The sequence below is a fragment of the Kitasatospora purpeofusca genome (genome assembly GCF_036010405.1).
Lineage (GTDB): Bacteria > Actinomycetota > Actinomycetes > Streptomycetales > Streptomycetaceae > Kitasatospora > Kitasatospora purpeofusca.
Genome location: NZ_CP108561.1, coordinates 4,458,329 through 4,479,765, shown reverse-complemented (window position 1 = coordinate 4,479,765; position 21,437 = coordinate 4,458,329). Strand labels below are relative to the sequence as shown.

The 21,437-nt window shown below is 74.0% G+C and carries 18 protein-coding genes; 6 read left to right on the top strand and 12 right to left on the bottom strand.

What is annotated here, in order from left to right; translation table 11 throughout:
* Positions 1-4: 4 nt before the first annotated feature.
* From lysX to OG715_RS19730, 11 genes are all read right to left on the bottom strand, one after another.
* Complete coding sequence (lysX, locus tag OG715_RS19780; RefSeq protein ID WP_266270120.1) at positions 5-1,561, bottom strand: bifunctional lysylphosphatidylglycerol synthetase/lysine--tRNA ligase LysX; 1,557 nt, start codon at positions 1,559-1,561, stop codon at positions 5-7.
* A gap of 99 nt (positions 1,562-1,660) precedes the next feature.
* On the bottom strand, positions 1,661-3,463 hold the full coding sequence (locus OG715_RS19775) for a hypothetical protein (RefSeq protein WP_266270118.1): 1,803 nt from the start codon (positions 3,461-3,463) through the stop codon (positions 1,661-1,663).
* A 204-nt stretch (positions 3,464-3,667) separates the two neighbouring features.
* A complete protein-coding gene (locus tag OG715_RS19770) occupies positions 3,668-4,441 on the bottom strand; it encodes a hypothetical protein (protein ID WP_266270117.1) in 774 nt (257 codons plus the stop codon).
* Between the two features lie 86 nt (positions 4,442-4,527).
* Entirely contained in the window at positions 4,528-5,331 is an 804-nt protein-coding gene (locus tag OG715_RS19765) for a type III pantothenate kinase (protein ID WP_266270116.1), read from the bottom strand.
* A 57-nt stretch (positions 5,332-5,388) separates the two neighbouring features.
* On the bottom strand, positions 5,389-6,381 hold the full coding sequence (gene nadC / locus OG715_RS19760; RefSeq protein WP_051741594.1) for a carboxylating nicotinate-nucleotide diphosphorylase: 993 nt from the start codon (positions 6,379-6,381) through the stop codon (positions 5,389-5,391).
* A 4-nt stretch (positions 6,382-6,385) separates the two neighbouring features.
* Entirely contained in the window at positions 6,386-8,059 is a 1,674-nt protein-coding gene (locus OG715_RS19755) for an L-aspartate oxidase (protein WP_266270115.1), read from the bottom strand.
* Between the two features lie 16 nt (positions 8,060-8,075).
* Positions 8,076-8,525 (bottom strand): aspartate 1-decarboxylase, encoded by a 450-nt coding sequence (panD, locus tag OG715_RS19750; RefSeq protein WP_030393765.1) that lies wholly within the window; start codon positions 8,523-8,525, stop codon positions 8,076-8,078.
* A 138-nt stretch (positions 8,526-8,663) separates the two neighbouring features.
* Positions 8,664-9,569: a pantoate--beta-alanine ligase gene (panC, locus tag OG715_RS19745; protein WP_266270114.1), complete on the bottom strand. Its 906-nt coding sequence runs from the start codon at positions 9,567-9,569 to the stop codon at positions 8,664-8,666.
* The gene (locus tag OG715_RS19740; protein WP_266270113.1) at positions 9,569-10,525 is read right to left on the bottom strand and encodes a Rossmann-like and DUF2520 domain-containing protein; all 957 of its coding nucleotides are present in this window, start codon (positions 10,523-10,525) and stop codon (positions 9,569-9,571) included. The genes panC and OG715_RS19740 overlap by 1 nt, the downstream gene beginning before the upstream one ends.
* Before the next feature lie 187 nt (positions 10,526-10,712).
* Positions 10,713-11,405, bottom strand: coding sequence for a response regulator (locus OG715_RS19735; protein WP_266270112.1), 693 nt, complete (start codon positions 11,403-11,405; stop codon positions 10,713-10,715).
* Positions 11,406-11,482: 77 nt separating this feature from the next.
* Positions 11,483-12,712 (bottom strand): sensor histidine kinase, encoded by a 1,230-nt coding sequence (locus OG715_RS19730; RefSeq protein ID WP_266270111.1) that lies wholly within the window; start codon positions 12,710-12,712, stop codon positions 11,483-11,485.
* A 139-nt stretch (positions 12,713-12,851) separates the two neighbouring features.
* Here OG715_RS19730 and OG715_RS19725 point away from each other — a divergent pair, with 139 nt between their 5' ends.
* Both OG715_RS19725 and OG715_RS19720 read left to right on the top strand, forming a co-directional pair.
* Positions 12,852-13,907, top strand: coding sequence for an SAM-dependent methyltransferase (locus tag OG715_RS19725; protein ID WP_266270109.1), 1,056 nt, complete (start codon positions 12,852-12,854; stop codon positions 13,905-13,907).
* Positions 13,904-15,073, top strand: coding sequence for an NADH-quinone oxidoreductase subunit D (locus tag OG715_RS19720; RefSeq protein WP_266270108.1), 1,170 nt, complete (start codon positions 13,904-13,906; stop codon positions 15,071-15,073). The genes OG715_RS19725 and OG715_RS19720 overlap by 4 nt, the downstream gene beginning before the upstream one ends.
* Before the next feature lie 62 nt (positions 15,074-15,135).
* Here OG715_RS19720 and OG715_RS19715 read toward each other — a convergent pair whose 3' ends face one another.
* A complete protein-coding gene (locus OG715_RS19715; RefSeq protein ID WP_266271746.1) occupies positions 15,136-15,960 on the bottom strand; it encodes a hypothetical protein in 825 nt (274 codons plus the stop codon).
* Between the two features lie 324 nt (positions 15,961-16,284).
* Between OG715_RS19715 and OG715_RS19710 the strand changes: the two genes are divergently transcribed.
* From OG715_RS19710 to ilvD, 4 genes are all read left to right on the top strand, one after another.
* Positions 16,285-17,250 (top strand): Ppx/GppA phosphatase family protein, encoded by a 966-nt coding sequence (locus OG715_RS19710; protein WP_266270107.1) that lies wholly within the window; start codon positions 16,285-16,287, stop codon positions 17,248-17,250.
* 455 nt (positions 17,251-17,705) lie between these two features.
* On the top strand, positions 17,706-18,509 hold the full coding sequence (locus OG715_RS19705; protein WP_266271745.1) for a sugar phosphate isomerase/epimerase family protein: 804 nt from the start codon (positions 17,706-17,708) through the stop codon (positions 18,507-18,509).
* Positions 18,510-18,541: 32 nt separating this feature from the next.
* Entirely contained in the window at positions 18,542-19,330 is a 789-nt protein-coding gene (locus tag OG715_RS19700; protein WP_266270106.1) for a class I SAM-dependent methyltransferase, read from the top strand.
* A gap of 189 nt (positions 19,331-19,519) precedes the next feature.
* The gene (gene ilvD / locus OG715_RS19695; RefSeq protein ID WP_266270105.1) at positions 19,520-21,364 is read left to right on the top strand and encodes a dihydroxy-acid dehydratase; all 1,845 of its coding nucleotides are present in this window, start codon (positions 19,520-19,522) and stop codon (positions 21,362-21,364) included.
* Positions 21,365-21,437 lie beyond the last annotated feature (73 nt).

Below are 21,437 nucleotides of genomic sequence, written 5' to 3'. Positions count from 1 at the left end.
CAGGTCACTCCTCCTCGGTCTGCTCCGCCGTACCGGCGGACGCCTTGGGCTCCGGCTTCACCAGCGGGAAGAGCACGGTCTCCCGGATGTTCTTGCCGGTGAGCAGCATGATCAGGCGGTCCACCCCGAGCCCGAGGCCGCCGGTGGGCGGCATCGCGTACTCCAGGGCCCGCAGGAAGTCCTCGTCGATCTGCATCGCCTCGACGTCGCCGCCGGCCGCGAGCAGGGACTGCGCGGTGAGGCGGGCGCGCTGCTCGACCGGGTCGATCAGCTCGGAGTAGGCGGTGCCGATCTCGGTCCCGAAGATCACCAGGTCCCACTTCTCGGCCACGCCCGGGATCGAGCGGTGCTGGCGGGTCAGCGGGGAGACCTCGGTCGGGTAGTCCTTGATGAAGGTCGGCCGGACGGCGTTCTCCTCCAGCAGGCGCTCGACCATCTCCAGCACGATCTGGCCGTGGCCCCAGGACTTCTCGAAGGGGATGTCGTGCTCGGAGGCCAGCCTGCGCAGCTCCTCGACGCCGGTCTCCGGGGTGACCTCGGTGCCCAGGTGGGCGGAGATGCCCGGGTAGACGCTCACCTCGGCCCAGGGCTCGGCCAGGTCGATCTCGTGCTCGACGCCGTGCGGGTCCAGGCCCCTGATCACGGTGGTGCCCAGCGCGTCCCGGGCCGCGTTGACGATGGTGGCCCGGATCAGCTCGGCCTGGGTGTCGTAGTCGCCGTAGGCCTCGTACGACTCCAGCGAGGTGAACTCCGGGTTGTGGGTGGAGTCCGCGCCCTCGTTGCGGAAGTTGCGGTTGATCTCGAAGACCTTCTCCGCGCCGCCGACGACCAGCCGCTTGAGGTAGAGCTCGGGGGCGATCCGCATGAAGAGGTCGATGTCGTAGGCGTTGATGTGCGTCTTGAACGGACGCGCGTTGGCGCCGCCGTGCACCGGCTGCAGCATCGGGGTCTCGACCTCGATGTAGCCGCGCTCCTCGTAGGTGCGGCGGATCGAGCGGACCACCTTGGAGCGCAGGTGCAGGATCTCGCGGGCCTCGGGGTTGACGATCAGGTCGACGTACCGCTGGCGGACCCGGGCCTCCGGGTCGGTCAGGCCCTTGTGCTTGTCGGGCAGCGGGCGCAGGCACTTGGCGGTGAGCTCCCAGCGGTCCACCATCACCGACAGCTCGCCGCGGCGGGAGGTGATCACCTCGCCCTCGACGCCGACCTGGTCGCCCAGGTCGATGTCCGACTTCCAGGCCGCCAGCCGCTCCTCGCCCAGCTTGTCCAGGGACAGCATCACCTGGAGGTCGCCGGAGCCGTCGCGCAGGGTCGCGAAGCAGAGCTTGCCGCCGGTGCGGGAGAGGATCACCCGGCCGGTGATGCCGGTCCGCTCGCCGGTCGCGGTGTCCGGGGCCAGGTCCGGGTGCTTGTCCCGGAGGTCGGCGATGGTGCTGGTGCGGGGGAAGCCGACCGGGTACGGGTCGATGCCGGCCGCCCGGAGCCGGTCCAGCTTCTCGCGCCGGACGCGCATCTGCTCGGGAAGGTCGTCGGTCGCGGTGATGGGACTCTGATCGCTCACCCCACCAGGGTAGCCAGCCCGCGGTGGTGCTCCGCCACGGGATTACCGCGCCGCGCGGGACGGGGGCGGGGTACGCCGCCCGCGCCCCGCGCGACGGGTTCAGGAGCGCCGGCGGCCGAGGCGGCGGGAGGTGAGGAACGCGGCGCCGCCCAGGGTCAGCGCGGTGGCGGAGGCCCAGGCCAGCGGGACGGCGTCACCCCGGCCGCTGTCGGCCAGCTCGCCGCCGTCCGCGAGGTCGAGCGTCGCCGTGCCGGTGCTCCCGGCCGTCCCGGTGGTACCGGTCCGGGTGGCGGTCCGGCCGGCCGCGGTGGTGGTGGCGGTGCCGCCGGTGGAGCCGGTCCCGGTCACGCTGCCGGAGCCGGTGCCGGTGGAGTCCGCCGCCGAGGCCGGTACGACCGGCTCCTCCGGGGCCCCGTCCCCGCCGTCCGGGGCGGGCGTCCCGGGCGCGGGGAGCGAGCGCAGCGCGACCTTGATCCGGTTGTTGTCCGGGTCGGGGTCCCAGCTCATGGGGGCGCTCGGGTAGCCGTCCTCCAGGTCGCTGACCTCGTTCTGGAACGAGACGACGGCCGACAGCGGGACGGTGCCCTCGTCCAGCTTCACGCCCAGGACGCGAGTGCTGGACGCGCCGTTCGCGATGTAGAAGGCGAAGGCGTCGCAGTCGAACCTGTTGAGCGGGTGGTCCTGGGGCACGCCCTGGACGCGGTTGTTCGCCCGGCAGTTCTTGGGCAGGTCGGTGACCGAGGCGCCCTCGGGCAGCTGGATCCGGACGAACGGGGTGGCGTCGCCGCCGCTGCGGTCGAAGATCGCGGCCGGGCCCCGGTTGGTGGCGGTGATGCTGAGCGTGCCGGCGCGTCCGGAGGAGTCCGGGGTCCAGCTGCCGGTCAGGCCGAAGTCGGCGCCGTTGTCCGCGAACACCTCCTGCTCGGTGAAGTGGCCGTTGATGTCGGGGTACCCGGAGGGGATGCCCTCGGCGAAGTCGCGGGGCAGGGTGGCGGGCGCGCCGGTGCCGTGCTCGAAGGCGAGCCGCCGGCGCAGCGCCGGCCCCTGCGCGCCGGGCGCGTCCGGGTCGGTGAAGACCATGAAGTCCGTGAAGGTGTAACGGGCCTCGGAGGTGACGGTGAGGTCGAGGCCGTTCAGCCGGACCGGCTCGTTGGGCAGGATCTCGCCCTCGACGGTGCAGATGGCGTGGGTGGTCGCGATCGGCGCGCCGAAGCCCTCCTGGCCGATCTGGCCCGGGTCGGTGGCGTACTCGCAGTTGGACGGCCAGTTCTCGACCTTCAGCCCGGGCAGCATCATGATCTCGACGATCGCCCGGGCGGCCGAGACGCCGCCGCGGTTGGCGAACCGCACGGCCGGGGTGAAGGTGCTGCCGACCTCGGCCTGCGTCCTGGGGGCGATCTCGGCGGCCCGGAACACGGCGCCGCCGACCTCGACCGAGAAGTCCTTGTTCGCCGACTCGGCGCCGGGCGCGGTCAGCGCGGCGTGCACCACGCCCTTGGTACCGGCCCTGGCCCCGGGGACGGCGCTCAGCCACAGGGAGCCGGGAACGCTCTCGCTGTCGCTGTTGAGGTAGGCGAGGTCGCAGGTGATCGTCCGGGCCGCGGTGACGCAGCGGCCGCCGGAGACGGTGAGCACGGCGATGCCGTCCAGCCCGGTGGTGTCGAGGGTGAGCTTGGCGTTCTGGACCGGGGCGGTGCCGGTCCGGCCGGCCCGGAGGAAGACGTTCTCGCCGAACTGCGGCTGGGTGGTCGGCTCGCCCGAGATCTTGATCATGGGGCCGACGTCGAGCCTGAGGGCCGGTCCCGCGGCGTGGGCGGGGACGGCGAGCGTGCCGACGGACAGGGCGGCGACGGCCGTGGCCGCGGCCGCGCCGAGCACCCGGCGCGTACGGGTCGAGTTCACGGGGATCCTCTTGATGGTGGAGTGTCCCCGCGACCCTATGGACGGTCGGCCCGACGTCAAGCCGGTTGATCGCCCATCAATTCGTACAGGACGGGAGCGATCCGGCGGCCCGCCCGGTGATGGTTATCGAGTTGTGACCCGAACGATCCGCCCAGGGAAGGGAATTGTCGACAGACGGACCGGGGAGGCGGTGGCGGGGCGGGCTCAGCCGGTGCCGGTGGCCAGTTCCAGGTCCTCGGGTGCCGCCGGGTGGACCGGCCGGTCCGGATGCGGCGCGGCCTTGGGGCGGCGGCCGAACAGTTCGGCGGGGGTGGGCATCCGGTGCGGCCGGGCGGGCCGCTGGTCCTGCGGGCCGCGGGGGGCGCCCTTGCGGGCGGCGGCGGGCTGCTCGGCGGGGTGCTCGGTGCTGCTCATCGGGATCCGTCCTCCAACAGGGATGAGGGGACTGCTCGGGGGTGCGGCGGGGCTCGGTACGGCGACGAGGTGGCGCTGGCCGCTGGTGAGGGCGAGCCGTTCGCGGACGGCGGCCTCGGCCAGCGCGTGGCAGCGGCCGGCCAGCCGGGAGCGGCGGGAGCGCTCGTGCTGGCCGCAGGGCTGGCGGGACAGTCCGCGCAGCGCGGTGAGGTCCTCCGGTCCCGGGAGGTAGCCGTCGGTCACCGCCTCCTCCAGCCGTTCCAGGTAACCGCTGGCGCTGCCGGGCAGGGCGGCCCGGTAGCGGGTGAGGTCGGCGAGGAGGAAGGCGCGCAGCCGGCCCCCCTCCTGGACGGCCTCGTCGATCGCCTCGGTCAGGCGCAGTGCGTCCTGGACGTCCTCGGCCCACAGGGCGGCACCCGCGTCGGCGTACAGCAGCGGCCGGTCGGGGAGCTGGAAGTGGACGGGGACGGCGGGGTGCAGGGCTTGGGCGAGGGCGCGGCGCAGCACGCGGACTTCGTCGGCGCTGAAGGCCATGCCGCCGCGCGATCCGTGTGGCGTAGGCATGGGCTGACACTACGTGAGGAATATCCGATTTGTCGGTAGTGTCGCGCCGAGCCCCCACGTTCGGACGCTGCGGCGCGACCCCCGGGTCAGCTCGGGCGGTTGCGTTCGAAGACCAGGCGCAGGCCGATGAGGGTGAGCCAGGGCTCGTGGACGTCGAGGGAGCCGGCCTCGCCGAGGACGAGCGGGGCCAGGCCGCCGGTGGCGATCACCTGGACGTCGTCGGGGTCCTTGGACAGCTCCCGGGCCATCCGGTCGACCAGGCCGTCGACCTGCCCGGCGAAGCCGTAGAGGATGCCGGACTGCATGCCCTCGACGGTGTTCTTGCCGATCACATTGCGCGGGCGGGTCAGTTCGATCTTGCGCAGCAGGGCGCCGCGGTTGCCGAGCGCCTCGACCGAGATCTCGATGCCGGGGGCGATCGCGCCGCCGACGTAGTCGCCGCGGGCGTTGACCGCGTCGAAGGTGGTGGCGGTGCCGAAGTCGACCACGATGCAGGGGCCGCCGTAGAGGTGGTTGGCGGCCAGCGCGTTGACGATCCGGTCGGCGCCGACCTCCTTGGGGTTGTCCATGAGGACGTGCACCCCCGTCTTCACCCCCGGCTCCACGATCACCGCGGGGACGTCGCCGTAGTACCGGCGCGCCACCTCGCGGAACTCGTGGAGCACGGAGGGGACGGAGGAGCAGATCGCCAGGCCCTCGACCTTCGCGTCCGCGATCGCGGTGCGCGAGCCGTTCGCCCCCTGGGAGCCCATCAGGCCGTGCAGCAGCACCGCCAGCTCGTCCGCCGTGCGGCGCGGATCGGTGGAGATCCGCCAGGTCTCGACCACCTCCTCACCGCCGAACAGGCCGAGGGTGGTCTGGGTGTTGCCGACGTCGATGGTGAGCAGCATCAGGTGCTTTCTGCGTCGAGGACCAGGGGCGAACGGGCGAACGGGCCGGACGGACGGTCAGGCGCGCAGGTCCAGGCCGATGTCCAGGATCGGCGAGGAGTGGGTCAGCGCGCCGACCGCCAGGTACTGGACACCAGTCTGGGCGACCTCGCGCGCGGTGGCCAGGGTGAGTCCGCCGGACGCCTCCAGCTCGGCCCGGCCGGCGACCAGGGCGACCGCCTCGCGCAGCTGCGGGACGGTGAAGTTGTCCAGCAGGATCAGCTCCGCGCCGGCCTCCAGGACCGGGGCGATCTGCTCCAGGGTGTCGACCTCGACCTCGACCGGCAGCTCCGGGTAGGCGGCCCGGACGGCCCGGAACGCCTCGGCGACGCCGCCGGCCGCGACCACGTGGTTGTCCTTGACCAGGGCCGCGTCCGAGAGCGCCATCCGGTGGTTGGCGCCGCCGCCGCAGCGGACCGCGAACTTCTCCAGCGCGCGCAGGCCCGGGGTGGTCTTGCGGGTGTCGCGGACCACCGCGTCGGTGCCCTCCAGGGCGTCCGCCCAGGCGCGGGTGGCGGTGGCGATGCCGGACAGGTGGCAGAGCAGGTTCAGCGCGCTGCGCTCGGCGGTCAGCAGGTCCCGGGTGCGGGAGCGGACCGAGAGCAGCACCTGGCCGGCCTCGACCCGGTCGCCGTCCTGGACGTGCCGCTCGACCTCGAACTCCTCCTCGCAGACCAGCGAGACGACGGCCTCGGCGATCCGCAGGCCGGCCACCACGCCCGCCTCGCGGGCGGTGAAGTCGGCGGTGGCGACGGCGTCGGCGGGCACGGTGGCCACCGAGGTGACGTCCTCGCCGCCGGCGAGGTCCTCGGCCAGCGCCAGGGTCGCGATGTCCTCGACCTCGACCGGGTCCAGCCCGGCCTCCTCCAGCAGCTCGGCGAGCTGGGGGTCCAGGCCGGTCTCGTAGCCCTCGCCGTCCCCGCAGGCGCAGCCGTCGCCGCAGCCGCCGGCCAGCGGGAGCTCGTCGTGCTCGTGCTCGTGCAGGTGGGTCACGTCGGTCGCGTCGGTCATGGTGTTACGGCTCCTCGAGGGTGCTGACGGGTCCGCCGGAGGCGGTGAGGGTGGTGATCAGATGGCGTTGCCAGTGCGCGTCGTCGCGCTCCGGGAAGTCCTCGCGCCAGTGGCAGCCGCGGGTCTCCTCGCGCTGCGCGGCGGCGGTGACCAGGGCGTCGGCGACCAGCAGCAGGTTGGCGGCCTCCCAGGTCTCCACCCGGGGGTCGGCCGGCTTCTCCTCGGCGACGGCGGCGCGGGTCTGGTCGGCGAGCAGGGCGAGGCCCTCCGCGGTGGCGGCCATCGACGCGGCCGAGCGCAGCACGCCGGTGCCGCGCGACATCAGCCGCTGGATCTCGGCCCGGGCCTCGGGCGCGGGCAGCGGCACCGGGCGGGCCGCCCTGGCCGCCTCGACGTCGACGACGCGCTCGGGCAGGTCCCCGGCGGCGTGCCGGGCGGTCAGGTCGGCGGCGATCCGCTCGGCGAAGACCAGGCCCTCCAGCAGGGAGTTGGAGGCCAGCCGGTTGGCGCCGTGCACCCCGGTGCAGGCCACTTCGCCGCACGCGGAGAGGCCGGGCACGGACGTCCGGCCGCGGGTGTCGGTGCGCACCCCGCCGGAGGCGTAGTGGGCGGCCGGCGAGACCGGGATCGGCTCGGTGACCGGGTCGATGCCGTGCGCGCGGCAGGAGGCCAGGATGGTGGGGAAGCGCCGCTGCCACATCTCGGCGCCGAAGTGCCGCCCGTCCAGGTACATGTGGTCGGTGCCGTGCTCCCGCATCCGGCGGGTGATCGCCTTGGCGACGATGTCGCGCGGGGCGAGTTCGGCCAGCTCGTGCTGGCCGAGCATGAACCGCACGCCGTCCGCGTCGACCAGGTGCGCGCCCTCGCCGCGGACCGCCTCGGAGACCAGCGGCTGCTGGCCCTCCGCCTCGGGGCCGAGCCAGAGCACGGTGGGGTGGAACTGGACGAACTCCAGGTCGGTGACCTCGGCGCCGGCCCGCAGCGCGAGCGCCACGCCGTCGCCGGTGGAGACCGCCGGGTTGGTGGTGGCCGAGAAGACCTGGCCCATGCCGCCGGTGGCGAGCACCACCGCGCGGGCGCGGACGGCGCCGACGCCGTCCCGCTGGCCCTCGCCCATCACGTGCAGGGTGAGTCCGGCGGCGTGCCCGTCGGCGTCGGTGAGCAGGTCGAGCACCAGGGCGTGCTCGATCAGCTCGACGTCCGGGTCCCGGCGGACGGCTTCGACCAGGGCGCGGGATATCTCGGCGCCGGTGGCGTCCCCGCCGGCGTGGGCGATCCGGTTCCGGTGGTGGCCGCCCTCGCGGGTGAGCAGGACGTCGCCGTCCTCGCCCCGGTCGAAGGCCGCGCCGACCGCGATCAGCCGGCGGACCGCGTCCGGGCCCTCGGTGACCAGGGTGCGGACGCTGTCCCCGTCGCACAGCCCGGCGCCCGCCACCAGGGTGTCGGCCAGGTGCTGCTCGGGGGTGTCGCCCTCGCCCAGGGCGGCCGCGATGCCGCCCTGGGCCCAGCGGGTGGACCCGTCGTCCAGCATCGCCTTGGTGACCACCATGGCCCGCAGGCCGGCCCGGCGGACGTTGAGGGCGACGGTGAGCCCGGCCACGCCGGAGCCGACCACGACGACGTCGGTGTCGGTGGTCCAGCCCGGCGCGGGGGCGGTGAGGCGGTGGGTGACGGACATGACTTCAGTGGCTCCTTCAGCGCGCGACCGGGTCGGCCGCACCGTTGTCGCCACGGTACGCCGCGTCGCCGCGCAGCAGTCCGGTGCCCTCCCCGGCCTCGGCCGGGTCGCCGCCGGTGCCGGTGACCCGGTTCCGCTCGTCGACGAAGACGACCTTGGGGAGGTAGCCCTTGGCCTCGGCGGTGTCCATCTGCCCGTAGGCGATCAGGATGACCAGGTCGCCGGGGTGGACCAGGCGGGCGGCGGCGCCGTTGATGCCGATGACGCCGGAGCCGCGCGGGCCGGCGATGGTGTACGTCTCCAGCCGGGCGCCGTTGTTGATGTCGACGATGTGGACCAGCTCGCCGGGGAGCAGGTCGGCGGCGTCGAGCAGGTCCTCGTCCACGGTGACCGAGCCGACGTAGTGCAGGTCGGCCTGGGTCACGGTGGCCCGGTGGATCTTGGACTTGAGCATGGTGCGGAGCATTGCGGGTCACGCCTCCTGTGAGTGCATGCCTAGGGGGTACTTGCTGCCCAACGCTCTGCGGGCGAGCGTTTGTTTCGGTCCGGCGTGCCGGTCCGGTCCTGCGGTCCTGCGGTTCGGTGGTGCGGTCCGGCGCGGTGGCTACCGGACGACGACGCGGACGTTGTCGATCAGACGGGTCGCGCCCGCCTTCGCGGCGACGGCCAGCACCGCCTCGCCCCGGAAGCCGTCCGGCGCCTCGGTGAAGTCGTACGGATCGATCAGGGCGAGGTAGTCGAGGTCGACGCCCTCGGCGGCGTCGAGCACGGCGGAGGCGGCGTCGAGCGCGGCCTTCGGGCCGCGCGCGGCCGCGTCCCGGCCGGCGAACAGGGCCCCGGACAGGGCCAGGGCGTGGGAGCGCTCCTCGGCCGAGAGGTAGCGGTTGCGGGAGGAGAGCGCCAGGCCGTCCTCCTCGCGGACGGTCGGCACGCCGACGATCTCGACGTCGAAGTCCAGGTCGGCCACCATCCGGCGGACGACCGCCAGCTGCTGGGCGTCCTTCTCGCCGAAGAACGCGAAGTCCGGGTCGGTGATGTGCAGCAGCTTGGCGACGACGGTCAGCACCCCGTCGAAGTGTCCGGGCCGGGTGGCGCCCTCGTAGCGCTCGCCCATCGGGCCGGCCGCCATCCGCACCTGCGGCTCGCCGTTCGGGTAGACCTCGTCGACGGACGGCGCGAAGACCACGTCGGCGCCGTTGGCCTCGGCCAGCAGCACGTCGTCGTCCAGGCTGCGCGGGTAGCGCTCCAGGTCCTCGCCGGCGCCGAACTGCAGCGGGTTGACGAAGACGGTGACGGCGACCCGGCCGTCCCGGCCGACCTGCTTGCGGGCGGCCCGGATCAACGCGGCGTGGCCCTCGTGCAGGGCGCCCATCGTCATCACGACCGCGTTGTCGACCGGCTGCTCGTCCGGCCAGAACGCCGACTCGAAGTCGTCGACGGTGCGGGTGACGACGGCCCGGTGGACCTTCGGGGCGTGCTGGGTCTTGCCCAGCTGCTTGCCGCGTGCCATTACTGCGTCTCCTCGTTCAGTACGTCCAGCAGCGCCGCCGCCGACGTTTCGTCGATCGTCCCGCGGGCCAGGGCCCGCTGGGCGGTGGCCCGGGCCATCGCCCGGTAGGCGGCGGGGATGTCCGGGGACACCGTACTGAGCTGCGCCAGGTGGCGGCGTACGGTGCCGGCGTCGCCCCGGGCGACCGGGCCGGTGAGGGCCGCGTCGCCGGAGCGCAGGGAGTTGTCGAGCGCGGCGCCGAGCAGCGGGCCGAGCATCCGGCCGGGCTCGGCGACGCCGGCCGTGCGCAGCAGCTCCATCGCCTGCGCGACCAGCGTGACCAGGTGGTTGGCGCCGTGCGCGAGGGCGGTGTGGTACATCGGGCGGACGCCCTCCGGCACCCATTCGGGTTCGCCGCCCATCTCCACCACCAGTGCCTCGGCGACCGGCCGCAGCTCCTCGGGGGCGGTCACCCCGAAGGGGCAGCCGGCCAGCCGGGCCAGGTCGACGGAGGTGCCGGTGAAGGTCATCGCGGGGTGCAGCGCGAGCGGCAGCGCGCCGGTCGCGGCGGCCGGCTCCAGCACGGCCACGCCGTGCGCGCCGGAGGTGTGCACCAGGATCTGGCCGGGCCGGACGGCGCCGGTGGCGGCGAGGCCGGCGACCAGGTCGGCCAGCGCGTCGTCGGGGACGGTGAGCAGGACCAGGTCGGCGGCGGCCAGCACCTGCGGCGGGGTGACGATCCGTACGCCCGGCAGCAGGGTCTCGGCCCGGCGCTGCGAGGCGGCGGACACCCCGGAGGCGGCGACCACCTTGTGGCCGGCGAGCTGGAGGGCGGCGCCGAGCGCCGGGCCGACCCGGCCGGTGCCGACCACGCCGACGGCCAGGCGGGCGGGTCGGTTGCCGGGGTCGGCGGGGTCGCCGAGGCCGTCGGCGAGCGGGGCGAACTCGCCTCGGTCGGCGAAGTCGGACGGACTCACGCGTCCACCTTTGTCCAGGGGTTCCGTTCCAGTCCACTGCCGGGGTACCGGACGTACCGGCCCATTCTACGGGCGGGGCCGGGCCCGCGGAGCGGTTCGCTCCGGACCGGGCGCGGGGCCGGGTCCGGAGCCTGGACGGGGGCGGAGCGCGGGCGGGCGGCGGAGCGCGGGAGAGGGCGCGGGCGGGTCAGTCGGTGGCGCCGGCCCGGATCAGTCCGGCCTCGTAGGCCAGGACCACGGCCTGGACCCGGTCCCGCAGGCCCAGCTTGGCCAGGATCCGCCCGACGTGGGTCTTCACGGTGGCCTCGGAGAGCACCAGCCGGGCCGCGATCTCCCCGTTCGACAGGCCCTGGGCGACCAGCAGGAACACCTCGCGCTCGCGCTCGGTGAGCGGGCCCAGGGTGTCGGAGCCGCCCGGGCCGCTCTGCGGGGTCGGCAGCACCTCGGCGAAGCGGTCGATCATGCGGCGGGTGGTGGTCGGCGCGACCACGGCGTCCCCGCCGTGGACGGCGCGGATCGCGGCCACCAGCTCGGTCGGCGGCACGTCCTTGAGCAGGAAGCCGCTGGCCCCGGCCTTGAGCGCGGCGAAGGCGTACTCGTCGAGGTCGAAGGTGGTGAGGATGAGCACGTGCGGGGCGTCCGGCACCGGGCTGCCGTCCTCGGCCAGGCAGATCCGCCGGGTCGCCTGCACACCGTCCAGCCGCGGCATCCGGACGTCCATGAGGATCACGTCCACCTCCGTGTGCCGGAGCTTCTCCACGGCCTGGGCGCCGTCCCCGGCCTCGGCGGTGATCTCGATGTCCCCCTGCGACTGGAGGATCATCCGGAATCCGGTGCGCAGCAGCTCCTGGTCGTCGACCAGCATCACGCGGATGGTCATGGGTGGCTCCTCTGGGTTCCTCGGGGAGGACGGCGGGGGCGGTGGTGCCCGTCGGCGGGTCTGCGGGTGTCCGGGGGTCAGGCGGCCTTGAGCGGCAGGACGGCGCGGATCCGGAATCCGCCGCCGGGGCGCGGCCCGATGTCGAGGCTGCCGCTGACCATACCGACCCGCTCGCGCATGCCGATCAGGCCGTGGCCCTGGCCGTCGGGGCCGCCGGAGGCGAGCTGCTCGTCGGTGCTGCCGCGGCCGTCGTCCTCGACCAGCACCGCGAGCTCGCGCTCGCCGAAGTCGACCGCGACCCGGGCGTGGACATCGGGGCCGCCGTGCTTGCGGACGTTGGTCAGTGCCTCCTGGACGATCCGGTAGACCGTCAGCTCGACGCCGCGCGGCAGTTCGCGCGGGTGGCCCGAGGTGGCGAAGTCCACCTGCAGGCCGGCCGTGCGGACCTGGTCGAGCAGCTCCGGCAGCTCCTCGACGCCGGGCTGCGGCACGTACTCCTCGCCCTTGCTGTCGGCGCTGCGCAGCACGCCCAGCAGCCGGCGCATCTCGACCAGCGCCTGCCGGCCGGTGGAGGCGATGGTGCTCAGCGCCTCCTTGGCCTGCTGCGGTGAGTTGTCCAGGACGTAGGCGGCGCCGTCGGCCTGCACGATCATCACCGAGACGTTGTGCGCGACCACGTCGTGCAGCTCCCGGGCGATCCGGGCCCGCTCGGCGGCGACCGCGACCTTGGACTGGGCGTCCCGCTCCCGCTCCAGCCTGGCCGCGCGGTCCTCCAGCTCGACCAGGTACGCCCGGCGCACCCGGGTCAGCCGGCCCCAGCCCCAGCAGAGCAGGAACGGGGTGGTCATCAGACCGATGATGAGCAGCGCCTCGGGGGCGGAGTAGTTCACGAAGTGGACGTCGGAGTCGCCGACCGACTGGATCTTCTGCGGATGCAGCCGCCAGTACACCAGCGGGCCCGCGAGCAGGCCGCCGAACAGGGCGAACCGGGACGTCCACGGCCTGCCGAACGCGGCGCCCGTGTAGGCGAAGATCAGGTAGGCGATGCTGGAGATGGCCGGGTTGACGTCCAGCAGGACCTGGGCGATCCCGATCAGGCCCGCGGCGGCCACGGTCGCGTCGGGGAAGCGCCGGCGGAACACCATCAGCAGGGGCAGTGCGACGGCGATGGCGTAGTGGACCCCGAGGCGCCAGCCGCCGTCCTCGCTCCCGTCCTCCGGCAGCACGCCGACGAAGAGCACCATCGCGGCCCAGACGGAGTCGATCACCATGGGGTGACGGCGGAGCCAGGCGTTGAGTCGATGCACGACTCAAGCGTAGGCAGTCGCACACCGTGCCCAGGTCCGCCGGGAGGGCGATCCGCCCTACTCCCTAGGTCGGAGAGCCCGGCATGCCGTTGCCGTAGGGATTGGGCGGGTACGGACCGGGTGTGTAGCGTCCCGCCCCATGACCTGGATGCGGTGGGCGCCCGCCACTGAGCGTGCCCTCTACGACCCCGACGGCGGCTTCTACCGCAGGCCGGAGGGCCCGGCCGGGCACTTCCGCACCTCGGTGCACGCCTCGCCGCTGTTCGCCCGGGCGGTGGCCCGGCTGCTGCTGGAGGTGGACGCGGCGCTCGGCCGTCCGGAGGAGCTGGCCCTCGTGGACGTCGGGGCCGGTCGGGGCGAGCTGGTCGCCGGGGTGCTGGCCGAACTGCCGGAAGAGGTGGGGGAGCGGCTGCGGGTGTGGGCGGTGGAGCTCGCCGACCGCCCGGACCTCCCGCCCGCCGCTCCGTCCACAGGCCTGTGGACGGAGCGGGCCCGGGCCGCGACGCTGTGGACGGCGGAGGTGCCGCGCGGCGTCACCGGGCTGCTGTTCGCCAACGAGTGGCTGGACAACGTGCCGCTGGACACCGGCGAGGTCGACGAGGACGGGCTGCTCCGCTACCTGGAGGTGGACCCGGCGACCGGCGAGGAGCGGCTCGGCGGGCCGGTGGACGCGGCCGACGCCGACTGGGCCGCCCGCTGGTGGCCGGCCGAACGGCCCGGGGACTTCGTCGAGTTCGGCGCGCCCAGGGACGCCGCCTGGGCGCACGCCGTGGCCGGCCTGGAGCGGGGACTGGCCGTGGCCGTCGACTACGGGCACACCGCCGGCCGCCGGCCGCCGTTCCCCACCCGGACCGGCTTCCGGGCCGGACGCGAGGTGGCCCCGGTGCCCGACGGCTCGTGCGACGTCACCGCGCACGTGGCACTGGACGCGGTGGCGGCGCCCGGTCTCCACAGCCTGTGGACGACGCAGCGGGAGGCGCTGCGGGCGCTCGGCGTCAGCGGCGCCCGGCCGCCGCTGGCCCTCGCCTCCAGCGACCCGGTCGGCTACCTGCGCGCGCTCGGCGGCGCGGGCGAGGGCGCCGAGCTCACCGACCCCGCCGGCCTGGGCGGATTCGGCTGGCTCTCGCAGGCCGTCCGGATGCCGGTACCGCCGAGCCTCGGGGCGCTGCCGGGATGGCAGACTCTGACCCCATGAGGGAGACCACGGTCGGCATCGGGGCGGGAGCCGAGAACTTCGCGGGCGGGGCGGGCAGCACCGACATGGTGCTCAACATCGGCCCGCAGCACCCGGCGACCCACGGTGTGCTGCGCCTGCGCCTGGTGCTGGACGGCGAGCGCATCGTCAGCGCCGAGCCGGTGATCGGCTATATGCACCGGGGCGCGGAGAAGCTCTTCGAGGCCCGGGACTACCGGCAGATCATCATGCTGGCCAACCGGCACGACTGGCTCTCGGCCTTCTCCAACGAACTGGGCGTGGTGCTCGGCGTCGAGCGGATGCTCGGCATGGAGGTGCCCGAGCGGGCGGTGTGGATCCGCACCCTGCTGGCCGAGCTGAACCGCGTCCTCAACCACCTGATGTTCCTCGGCTCCTACCCGCTGGAGCTGGGCGGGATCACCCCGATCTTCCACGCCTTCACCGGCCGCGAGGACCTCCAGCACGTGCTGGAGGAGGCCTCCGGCGGCCGGATGCACTACATGTTCAACCGGGTCGGCGGCCTCAAGGAGGACCTGCCGGCCGGCTGGCTCGGCCGGGTCCGCGCCGCCGTCGCCGTCGTCCGCTCCCAGCTTCCGGTCTTCGAGGACCTGGTGCTGGGCAACGAGATCTTCCGCGCCCGTACCGCCGGGGTCGGCGTCCTGACCCGGGCGCAGGCCGAGGCGTACGGCGCCAGCGGCCCGATCGCGCGGGCGAGCGGGCTGGACCTCGACCTGCGCCGGGACGAGCCCTACCTGGCCTACGGCAGCGAGGAGCTGCGGCAGGTGCTGACCGTGGTCACCCGCGAGGAGGGCGACTGCCTGGCCCGCTTCGAGTGCCTGCTGGAGCAGACCGTCAACGCGCTCGACCTCGCCGACGCCTGCCTCGACAAGCTGGCCACGCTCGCCCCGGGACCGGTGAACCTGCGGCTGCCCAAGGTGCTCAAGGCGCCGGAGGGCAGCACCTACGCCTGGACCGAGAACCCGCTCGGCGTCAACGGCTACTACCTGGTGTCGCGCGGCGACAAGACGCCGTGGCGGCTGAAGCTGCGCTCGGCCTCGTTCAACAACATCCAGACGCTGACCGAGCTGCTGCCGGGGACGCTGGTCGCGGACATGGTGGCGATCCTGGGCTCGATGTTCTTCGTCGTCGGCGACATCGACAAGTAGCCGGCGATCGGCAGGTGGCCGGGGGCGGGCCGGCCCGCCCCCGGGACGCGCCCGGGGGCGCGCTACTTCTTCGGTGCCTTGGGCCGCTTCACCGGGTCGGCCGGGTGCGGGGCCACCTTGCGGTCGCCCTTGGTGGCGATCCGCTCCTCGCAGAGGCCGGCCAGCACCCGGTACGCGGCCCGGCCCATCAGCTCGGTGAGCTCCGGGCGGTAGCTGACGAACACCGGGTCGGCGCCCTGGTGGGCGTCCGGGCTGCCGGTGCACCACCAGTGCAGGTCGTGGCCGCCCGGGCCCCAGCCCCGGCGGTCGTACTCGCCGATGGTGACCTGGAGGTAGCGGGTGTCGTCGGGCCGGTCGATCCAGTCGTAGGTGCGGCGGACCGGCAGCTGCCAGCAGACGTCCGGCTTGGTCTCCAGCGGCTCGCGGCCCTCCGCGAGCGCCAGCGCGTGCAGGGCGCAGCCCCCGCCGCCGGCGAAGCCGGGGCTGTTCACGAAGATGCAGGCGCCGTCGACCCGCCGGGTCTGGCGGTCGCCGTCCTCGTCGAACATGGTGATGCCGCCGTCGACCTTGATCCGGCCCTTGGCGTCCGTGCCGTGCGCGTGGTTCTCCCACAGCTCCGGGGTCAGCCGGGCGGCGTGGCCGACGACACGCTTCTCGTCGTCCTCGTCCGAGTAGTGCGCGCCCAGGGTGCAGCAGCCGTCGGACTCGCCCCGGCCCTCGCGGATGCCCTGGCAGCCCTGGCCGAAGATGCACGACCAGCGGGAGGTCAGCCAGGTCAGGTCGCAGCGGAAGACCTGCTCCTCGTCCTCCGGGTCGGTGAACTCGACCCAGGCGCGCGCGAAGTCGAGCGGGACCTCGGGCCGGAGCTCGGAGCGGAGGGTCGGCATCGCGAGGTCGACGGCGCCCGGGCCGTCGTTCCCGGACTTCTTCTTCCCGCCCTTGGAGGTGCCGCTGTGCTGGGACGTGTCTGCTGCTGCCACCCGGCAAGGGTAGAGCCTCCGCGGAGCTGCGAACCGTCCGTGGTCGCGCGGTTCACGGCGAGTTCACCGCCGGGTGCGGTGAACTGCGGGCCAACACCGGCCGAATGCCGTTCGAACCGGGCCCCGGTCCGGCCCGGTCGGCCCGTCCCGGGCCGCGATCAGTACCCGGACCAGCACGAACACCGGCACGACCGGTCTCCTCCGGCGTGAGATCGCGTAGCGTGGAGGGTTATGCGACTCGGTGTACTCGACGTAGGTTCCAACACGGTCCACTTCCTGGTGGTCGACGCCCACCCGGGCGCCGCACCCCTGCCCGCGTACTCCCACAAGGCCGAGCTGCGGCTCGCCGAACTCCTCGACGAGCAGGGCGCGATCGACGGATCCGGGGTCGAGAAGCTGATCGGCATGATCGCTTCCTCGCTGCGGGTCGCCGAGGACAAGGGCGTCGTCGACATACTGCCCTTCGCCACCTCCGCCGTGCGCGAGGCCGCCAACGGCGAGGAGGTGCTCCGCCGGGTCGCCGAGGAGACCGGGGTCGAACTGCGGGTGCTCGCCGGCCAGGACGAGGCCCGGCTCACCTTCCTCGCGGTGCGCCGCTGGTTCGGCTGGTCCTCCGGCCGGCTGCTCAACCTCGACATCGGCGGCGGCTCGCTGGAGATCGCCTGCGGCCTGGACGAGCAGCCCGACGTGGCCTGCTCGGTGCCGCTGGGCGCCGGCCGGCTGACCGCCCGCTGGCTGCCCGGCGACGTCGCCGACCCCGAGCGGCTGCGCGAGCTCAGACGGCACATCCGCGCCGAGATCGCCACCGTCGTCGGCGAGGTCTCCCGGCTCGGCGCGCCGGACCACGCCGTCGCCACCTCCAAGACCTTCAAGCAGCTGGCCCGGATGACCGGCGCGGCCCCGGCCGACGCCGGCCCGTACACGGACCGCCGGCTCACCCGCCACAACCTCGCCGCCTGGCTGCCCCGGCTGTCGGCGATGACCGTCGCCGAACGGGCGCAGATCCCCGGGGTCTCCGAGGGCCGCGCCAAGCAGCTGCTCGCGGGCGCGCTGGTCGCCGACGCGGCGATGGACCTGTTCGGTCTGGACGAGCTGGACGTCTGTCCCTGGGCGCTGCGCGAGGGCATCATCCTGCGCCGGCTGGACGCCATGGACAGCCCGGCCGACCGCCGTCGGCCCGTCGCGCTCACTCCCTGACCCCGGGAGCGGGGCGGCCGGGCGCGCGCCGACCGGCTCCCCGTTCGGGGCGCGATCCGCTTACGCTGTCTCCCGTGGCGCAACCAGCGGACGAGGACGGGACGCGGGAGGGCCGCGCGCCCCAGGACGGGAAGCCGCGGTCGGACGCCCCGCGCCGCCCCGGGCGCCGCACCGGCCCGGACCCCGCTCCGGACGCCGCCCCGACGCCCGCCCCGACCCCTGGTCCGGACGCCGGCCCGGGGGCTCCCACGCAGACCCGCAAGCTCGGCAAGGCGGTCAAGGGCGTCAAGGACCCCAAGGCCCCTGGCGCCGAGCCCACCCGCACCGCCCGGGCGGCCGGCGCCGCCAAGGCCGCCGTCCAGTCCGTGAAGTCGGTCAAGGCCGCCCGCCAGGCCGCCGCCCGCCCGCCGCTGCTGCGCACCACCGACCGCCTGGTCCTGCCCCCGCACCCGGCCCTGCACATCCCGGACACCAAGGTCGTCCTCTCCACCGCCTCGGTCTACCCGGCCACCACCGCGGTCGCCTTCGAGCTGGCCGCCAAACTCGGCTACGACGGTGTCGAGGTGATGGTCTGGAACGACCCCGTCAGCCAGGACATCGAGGCGCTGCGCAGGCTCTCCGACGCCCACCGCATGCCGATCCTCGCCGTGCACGCGCCCTGCCTGCTGATCACCCAGCGGGTGTGGAGCACCGACCCGTGGACCAAGCTGGTCCGCGCCCGCGCGGCGGCCGAGAAGCTCGGCGCGAGCGCGGTCGTCGTCCACCCGCCGTTCCGCTGGCAGCGGCAGTACGCCCGGGAGTTCGTCGAGGGCATCCACCGGATGGCGGGGGAGACGGACGTCCGCTTCGCGGTCGAGAACATGTACCCGTGGCGGTACAAGGACCGCGAGATGCTCGCGTACGCGCCGGGCTGGGACGTCACCGAGGAGGAGTACCGGCACTTCACCATCGACCTGTCGCACGTCGCCACCTCGCGGGTGGACGCCTTCGCGATGGTCGAGCGGATGGGGGACCGGCTCGCCCACATCCACCTGGCGGACGGCTCCGGCTCCGGCAAGGACGAGCACCTCATCCCCGGCCGGGGCAAGCAGCCCTGCGCCGAACTGCTGGAACACCTCGCCCGGACCGGCTTCGACGGCCACGTCGTGCTGGAGGTCAACACCCGCCGCTCGACGTCGCCCGCCGAACGCGAGGCCGATCTCGCCGAGGCCCTCGCCTTCACCCGCCTGCACCTGGCCACCTCCGCGCGCGTACGCTGACGGCACACGAACTGCCGTCCACAGGAGGACACATGGCGGAAAAGACCGGAACCGGGCCCAGCAGCGACTTCCGTGAACTCGCGAAGTCCTTCGGCGGCGTGGCGGCGGAGTACGACCGGGCCAGGCCCTCGTACCCGCAGGAGTTGTTCGACGCGCTGGAGCGGCTGGCCGGGCGCGGTCTGGAGGGCGCGCGGGTGCTGGACGTCGGCGCCGGGACCGGCATCTCGACCCGGCTGCTGGCCGGCCGCGGCGCCGACGTGGTCGCGGTGGAGCCGAACGCGGGCATGGCCGCGCAGTTCCTCGCCGGCTCGTCCGGGCTCGGGCTGGTCCGGGGCAGCGGCGACGAGCTGCCGTTCCACGACGACTCGGCGGACTTCGTCACCTACGCCCAGGCCTTCCACTGGACCACCCCGGAGAAGTCCGTGCCGGAGGCGGTCCGGGTCCTGCGGCCCGGCGGCGCGCTGGCCCTCTGGTGGAACGTGAAGGACAGCGGCGTCGCCTGGGTGCGGGCGCTGGGCGAGCGGCTGCACGCCGCGCTGCCCGCGACCTACCACGGCTACGGCGCCGTCGACGAGGTCACCTCCCACCTCGCCCCGTACGACCTGAGGACGGAGCACGCCCGGCTCCGCTGGGAGCGCCGGGTCTCCGTGGAGCATGTGATCACCGACCTCACCTCCCGCTCCTACCTCGCCGCGCTCACCCCGGAACAGCGCGCGCCGCTGCTGGCCGTCGAGCGCGAGGCCCTGCTGGCGGAGTTCCCGGACGGCACGGTCGTCGAGCCGTACGTGCTGGACCTGACCGTCGCGATCACCCCGTCCTGAGCCGCGCCGGGGGCGGCCCGGCCCCGCGCCGGGGGTGACCGGCGCCCCGCACGGCGGCCACCCGGCTGACCGCATCGCGGACGCCGTGTCCGCCGCCCGGACGTCGGGCGTAGGCTCGACAGACACAGTGGCCCCGCACCCTCCTGATCGAGCGGGGCCGCCAGTCAGCCTCCGAAGGAGTGGAGCACAGTGCCCGAGCTGAGGTCCCGTACGGTCACCCACGGTCGCAACATGGCAGGCGCCCGGGCGCTTCTCCGGGCGGCCGGCGTAGCCCGCGAGGACTTCGGCAAGCCGATCATCGCGGTCGCCAACTCCTTCACCGAGTTCGTCCCCGGCCACACCCACCTCCAGCCGGTCGGCCGGATCGTGTCCGAGGCGATCAAGCAGGCCGGCGGCATCCCCCGCGAGTTCAACACCATCGCGGTGGACGACGGCATCGCGATGGGCCACAGCGGCATGCTCTACTCGCTGCCCTCGCGCGACCTGATCGCCGACTCGGTCGAGTACATGGTCAACGCGCACTGCGCGGACGCGCTGATCTGCATCTCCAACTGCGACAAGATCACCCCCGGCATGCTGATGGCCGCACTGCGGCTGAACATCCCGACGGTCTTCGTCTCCGGCGGCCCGATGGAGGCCGGCAAGGCCACCCTGGTCGACGGCACGGTGCGCAAGCTCGACCTGGTCGACGCGATCTCGCAGGCGGTCAACGAGAACGTCTCCGACGAGGACATCGCGATCATCGAGGAGAACGCCTGTCCGACCTGCGGCTCCTGCTCGGGCATGTTCACCGCCAACTCGATGAACTGCCTCACCGAGGCGATCGGCCTCTCGCTGCCCGGCAACGGCTCGCTGCTCGCCACCCACACCGCCCGCCGCGCCCTCTACGAGGCCGCCGGCCGGACCGTCGTCGAGATCACCAACAGGCACTACGGCCAGGACGACCACTCCGTCCTGCCGCGCTCGATCGCCTCCCGCGCCGCCTTCGAGAACGCCATGGCCCTCGACATCGCCATGGGCGGCTCGACCAACACCATCCTGCACCTGCTCGCCGCCGCCCAGGAGGCCGAGCTCGACTTCGACCTGCGGGCCATCGACGCCACCTCCCGCAAGGTCCCGTGCCTGTCCAAGGTCGCGCCCAACGGCGCGTACTACATGGAGGACGTGCACCGGGCCGGCGGGATCCCGGCCATCCTCGGCGAGCTGCACCGCGGCGGGCTGCTGAACGAGGACGTGCACACCGTGCACTCCGACTCGCTCACCGAGTGGCTCAAGACCTGGGACGTCCGGGGCGGCTCGCCGTCCGCCGAGGCCGTCGAGCTGTGGCACGCCGCCCCCGGCTGCGTCCGCTCCGCCGAGGCCTTCTCGCAGTCCGAGCGCTGGGAGTCCCTGGACACCGACGCCGCCGGTGGCTGCATCCGCAGTGTCGAGCACGCCTACTCCGTCGAGGGCGGACTCGCCGTGCTGTACGGCAACCTCGCCGAGGACGGCTGCATCGTGAAGACCGCCGGCGTGGACGAGTCGATCTGGACGTTCAGCGGCCCGGCCGTCGTCGTCGAGTCCCAGGAGGACGCGGTCGAGGCGATCCTCGCCAAGCGGATCAAGGAGGGCGACGTCGTCGTCATCCGCTACGAGGGCCCCAAGGGCGGCCCCGGCATGCAGGAGATGCTCTACCCGACCTCCTTCCTCAAGGGCCGGGGCCTGGGCAAGGCCTGCGCGCTGGTCACCGACGGCCGCTTCTCCGGCGGCACCTCGGGCCTGTCGATCGGCCACGCCTCCCCGGAGGCCGCGTCCGGCGGCACCATCGCCCTGGTCGAGGACGGCGACACCATCGCCATCGACATCCCGGGCCGGCGGATCTCGCTGGAGGTCCCGGCCGAGGTCCTGGACGAGCGCCGCCGCGCCCTGGAGGCCGGCCACGGCTACCGGCCGAAGAACCGCGAGCGCCACGTCAGCCAGGCCCTGCGCGCCTACGCCGCGATGGCCACCTCCGCCGACAAGGGCGCCGTCCGGGACGTCAGCAAGCTCGGCTGACCCCCACCGCACCAAGAGGCGCCGTCCCGGCCACCGGGACGGCGCCTCCGCCGTTCCCGCCCACCGGGGATAA

Coding starts and splice junctions, on each gene's coding strand:
- OG715_RS19770 (WP_266270117.1), bottom strand. CDS start 4,441: ATGCCTACGCCACACGGATCGCGCGGCGGCATGGCCTTCAGCGCCGAC.
- OG715_RS19765 (WP_266270116.1), bottom strand. CDS start 5,331: ATGCTGCTCACCATCGACGTCGGCAACACCCAGACCACCCTCGGCCTG.
- nadC (WP_051741594.1), bottom strand. CDS start 6,381: ATGACCGACGCGACCGACGTGACCCACCTGCACGAGCACGAGCACGAC.
- OG715_RS19755 (WP_266270115.1), bottom strand. CDS start 8,059: ATGTCCGTCACCCACCGCCTCACCGCCCCCGCGCCGGGCTGGACCACC.
- panD (WP_030393765.1), bottom strand. CDS start 8,525: ATGCTCCGCACCATGCTCAAGTCCAAGATCCACCGGGCCACCGTGACC.
- panC (WP_266270114.1), bottom strand. CDS start 9,569: ATGGCACGCGGCAAGCAGCTGGGCAAGACCCAGCACGCCCCGAAGGTC.
- OG715_RS19735 (WP_266270112.1), bottom strand. CDS start 11,405: ATGACCATCCGCGTGATGCTGGTCGACGACCAGGAGCTGCTGCGCACC.
- OG715_RS19725 (WP_266270109.1), top strand. CDS start 12,852: ATGACCTGGATGCGGTGGGCGCCCGCCACTGAGCGTGCCCTCTACGAC.
- OG715_RS19720 (WP_266270108.1), top strand. CDS start 13,904: ATGAGGGAGACCACGGTCGGCATCGGGGCGGGAGCCGAGAACTTCGCG.
- OG715_RS19715 (WP_266271746.1), bottom strand. CDS start 15,960: ATGCCGACCCTCCGCTCCGAGCTCCGGCCCGAGGTCCCGCTCGACTTC.
- OG715_RS19710 (WP_266270107.1), top strand. CDS start 16,285: ATGCGACTCGGTGTACTCGACGTAGGTTCCAACACGGTCCACTTCCTG.
- OG715_RS19700 (WP_266270106.1), top strand. CDS start 18,542: ATGGCGGAAAAGACCGGAACCGGGCCCAGCAGCGACTTCCGTGAACTC.